The organism is Limnohabitans sp. (assembly GCF_040401495.1).
Taxonomy (GTDB): Bacteria; Pseudomonadota; Gammaproteobacteria; order Burkholderiales; family Burkholderiaceae_C; genus Limnohabitans.
This window is the reverse complement of record NZ_JBBAOI010000042.1, coordinates 1-4,295: the sequence shown is the minus strand read 5'-3', so window position 1 is coordinate 4,295 and position 4,295 is coordinate 1. Positions and strand designations below refer to the sequence as shown.

The following is a 4,295-nucleotide window of genomic DNA, read 5'->3' as shown; positions in this document are numbered from 1 at the left end:
ACAGCCAATGTGGGCTTGGGTTTGGGCGTATTCGGAGCTATTGGCGCAGGCTTGGCAGTAAAACCGCTGCAAAAACGGCCATCAGTCCTCAAAACTTCGATTGAGGGAATGTATTTGGAGCGAAACCCCATCAACTTGCAGCCATAAGGTGTGCGCACATCCCAAGTGATCATGAGATGACGGCAGTCCCAGCAGTTAGGCCCCTTGTTGGGACCCGCTGCTGGATCTGCTGCTTGAGGCGTTTGGCCTTTGGCGGCTTTCATGGTTTAGCCGTTATGTGCTTGAGGTTGTTTAGTTACCTAACAACTTCAAGACTGACTGTTGGCTGGTGTTTGCTTGCGCCAACACCGCTGTTGCTGCTTGCTGCATGATTTGGGTTTTGGCCAATTCGGTAGAGGCAGAAGCGTAATCGGCGTCTTCGATCGTGCTGCGTGAAGCAGACAAGTTCATAGACACGTTTGTCAAATTGGTCACCACATGGTCAAGTCGGTTCATCACCGCACCCATCGTGGCACGTGTAGCGTTCACGCGATCCATCACCGCGTCCAGTTTTGTTAGAACGTCCGTTGCACCTTGTGATGTATTGATACGCGCAGAGCGTTGCTCGACGTTACGGTCTACGTCACCCGTGATTTCGCTGGTGATAGGGCCGTTCTTGCCAAAGTCCGCCAAATCGATCGTGACTACTTGTTTCGCACTGGCTCCTACTTGAAAGGCCAAGCGGCCGACTTTTGGAGGATCCATGTCTTCGCTTGAACGGCCACCAAACGTGCCCTCTTGGAATCCCAAGGCGGCAAAGTTGCTGTTCGGTCCGAAACCATCGTCACCAGAAGAAACGGTGAATGCTTTGCCGGTGGCATTGAGTTTCAACATCTGGTCAGATGGAGGTGCGCCTCCTGGAGCAGGAGATTTAGGCAATAGCGCAGGGTCAGAGATCATGCGAACTGTGCCGTAGACAGTTTTGGCCATCTTGGATGTAGCAACAGCCTGTGCAGCAATACCAGCACCAGATTGCGCAGGGATGCTACCGATAGCGGTTACATCGTTGTTACCCATGCTGTTGGCGGTGACTGTTGATAGGCCTAATGTTGGTCTAGTAGCTCCGACTGGAGTAACAGCCGCACCCTTTAACTCAAATGGTGAGCCCGCAACCAATGAGGTTATCAAAATATTACCGGCACCATCCACTGATGTCGACATGTTTTTTAGAGTTGCATTTCCTGTAATAGCTGTATTGATTGCTGTTTGTAACTTTGATGCCAAATCAGCAGCAGTAGTTGCGGCTGCCGCAGCTGAAGTAATCGTGACACCATTTATAACTACTGTCGCTGTATCTCCCACTGCAACTGGCACACCCACTGTTACGCGAGAAACTTGAGCAACAGCGCCTCCCTTATCGAGTCCAAAACTCGCTGCAGATAAATTTTGCACGTTCGAATCAAACCAAACCGACATATTGCGACCGTCTGATGAGAGCGACACACCATTACCATTGTTTGTTGCGGTAATGCCGTGCTGACCTGTTCGCTCGTTGATGGCTGCAACCACTTTATTACGGCGTTCTGTACCCGTTTCGTTTTGAACAAACGCTACATTGATAGGCGTTGCATTTACATATAGCGTGTAATTTCCACTCGCGGGAACGATAGTAGTGGTATTTACTCCACTTGTTGTGGCTGCATTTGCAATTGCACGTACACCAGTCTCTGGCGATTGTGAATTGATTGCATTCGCTATGGCAATAGCACTGGAACTCTTGTCGCTACTTGTAGTTGCTGTGCTTGAATAGATATCGTCTGCAGAAGTCGTTGGGCGAATTTTTATGCCATTTATTGTTAAGTCATCCATGCCCAAAGGTTTAAAGCCTGAAGGCGCGTTTGGTTTGACATTAACGTTTGCAATTGTTCCCGCAGCGCTACTTTTTGCAGTTGCAAGTGTGAAAGATGTTCCAGGCATTGATGCTGTTAAGAGCATTTCACCGGTTGAGTTGCCAGCTACTGCCGTTACTCCAAGTGTTGTGTTGGCATTGATCAATGTAACAAGCGCGTCTCTTGCACCTTGAGGAGTTGTTGGACCGGCTACGTTAGTGAAAGTTGTCCCGTTGATGGTCACTGAAAAAGTATCCGTCGCAGCCACAGTTCCACCAATTGTGAAACTCTCAACTTGAGCCTGCGCAGGGCCCACTAATGAACGTGGGCTAGTGTTAACAACAGACTCATTTTTAGTGAAGTTGCCGCTGATCAAACCAGCACGCGTAATGTCGCCTGTTGAGCCAGCTGTCAAAACAATAGGTGCTTGAATCTTCGATTCGAGTGAGTACGTTCCAGCTTGAACACCTTGGCGAAGACCCGTACGACTTCCAAAATCATCTGCATTGGCTGTAGTCTCAAAACGGACTTCAATATTGCGTCCATCTTGTGCTACCAAGCTTATTCCTTTGGCATCCGACCCCGTGTCAATGGCTTTCACACCTGTTTTATCAGAGATGAGGTTGATGGCACGCACCACAGCTGAACGTGATTCACGTGTGTTGTTCATTACTGTAGTGATATCTGCACTTGCGTAACCGTTAACAAAAACAACACCAGACACCACAGCGGTTCCAGACATCGCTTTACCGGACATGATGTTTTCGTTTACCTTGGCAAATACACCAGTACCAGGAGATGCAGTGAAGTTTTGAGCAGTTACTTCAACAATCCCAGTCACGCCAGTTGTGCCGGGTAATACAGACAATGTAGGTACGTCACCTTCTTTGGTAGCGAAAGTTACATTTACTACTGAACTGCCTGCTGCGTAGCTGACTACGCGTCCTGTAGTGGCAGTATCAAACTGTGGGTTACCTTTCAAAGTCGCTGCAATTTTTGCTGCAACCAAAGGTGCTGTGTTGTCTGCTGCCGTCAATGTAACGGGGATACCTGCTACTGTGATGGTGCCTACAGTTGGTGTTCCACCCAAAGTGATGCTTTGGGTTTCGCCTTGTGAAGTGCCGCTGTCAACTGCTTTGCGGTTGATCGCTGCAGCTTTCGCAATCGCACTACCGGCTGCGTTATTCAAGGGTGAAAGTTTGTCGTCCGAAGGATAAGAGGCGCCGATATCGATACCGTTGATTTGCAAATCACCATTGCGTAGTGCAGGGATACTCCCGTCAACTGCGATGCTTAAGGAGATTGCACGAGATGTAGTCGCTGTTGCTGTACCTGTCGAATCCTTTAATGTGTAAACAACATCATCAGAGAGAATTTGATTGTTTAGACCATTTGCCTTCGCGAACGTTACAGTTCCATTTGCTGCAGATAATGTGCCTGTCAATGGAATTGTTTGATTGTCATTTGTAAGAAATGCTGCCGATAAAACACCGGCAGTGGTTACGCTCAAGCTCAAAGAACCGCTTTTTGTGAATGCCCCGTTGTTGCTAAAAGCTTCTGTAGCTTGCGTCATAGCTGCACGGGGCGTTGCAACCGTAGGTGCTGTTGTCATTGTTCCGTTTAGAACTACTGGAATATCAGGAACATTGCCTTCATTAGCACCATACGTGATAGTCAATACACCTAAGTTTTGAGTAATAGTTCGACCTGAAGTCAAAGGGCTAAAAGCACTGGTTGACTCCAAAGTGGTTTTTACTTTGGTAGCAAATGTTGTTTGATCTACTGCATCTGCTGCAGTTATGTTTACATCAATACCACCAACATTTATAGTTCCAGCTGCTAACGTTGTCGCTGCTAGAGTTCCTGTAAATGTCAATGTTTGCTGCTCACCCGCATCCGTGCCAGCAATTGTTCGAGTAGTCGTTGGATTAATAAACACCGATCCAGTCAAATTGTTAGATGTAGCCTTATAAACCGGCATCTCTCCCACACGTTCGCCAGCAGTACCGTTAAGCACAGGGAAACCGTTCCACTCTGTGTTGTCAGAAATCTGAACAATCTGTTGTTTAAGTTGTTGGAATTCCAAGTCCAAGTAACTACGCTGTGCGTTGTCGTTGGTGTCGTTGACTGCTTGAACGGCTAATTCACGCATGCGTTGCAGCATGTCGGTAATTCCGTTGGTGGCTCCCTCAGCGGTTTGGATCAGGTTAATGGCGTCGTTGGCATTTCGCACGGCTTGGTTCAAGCTGCGAATTTGATGCGTCATGCGCGTTGCGATTGCCATACCGGCGGCATCGTCTCTAGCCGAGTTGACGCGCTTGCCTGTTGACAATTGCTGCATTGCAACAGTTTGTGCACGACCGGATGTTCCGAGTGCCATCTGTGAAAACAATGCTTTGACGTTGGTATTAATAACTGCCATTTTTT

General features: G+C 48.1%; 2 protein-coding genes. Both read right to left on the bottom strand.

Going from position 1 to position 4,295, the window contains the following annotated elements:
• Positions 1–263: hypothetical protein (locus tag AC9UEO_RS13365; protein WP_509534485.1), on the bottom strand; the 263-nt coding region annotated here is incomplete at its 3' end.
• A gap of 28 nt (positions 264–291) precedes the next feature.
• Positions 292–4,290 carry a flagellin N-terminal helical domain-containing protein gene (locus tag AC9UEO_RS13360; RefSeq protein ID WP_509534482.1) on the bottom strand — a complete coding sequence of 1,333 codons (3,999 nt, stop codon included), beginning with the start codon at positions 4,288–4,290 and terminating at the stop codon, positions 292–294.
• Positions 4,291–4,295: the final 5 nt, after the last annotated feature.

What these genes read in the sequence shown, in the direction of transcription:
- AC9UEO_RS13360 (WP_509534482.1), bottom strand. Translation starts at nt 4,290, where the DNA reads ATGGCAGTTATTAATACCAACGTCAAAGCATTGTTTTCACAGATGGCA.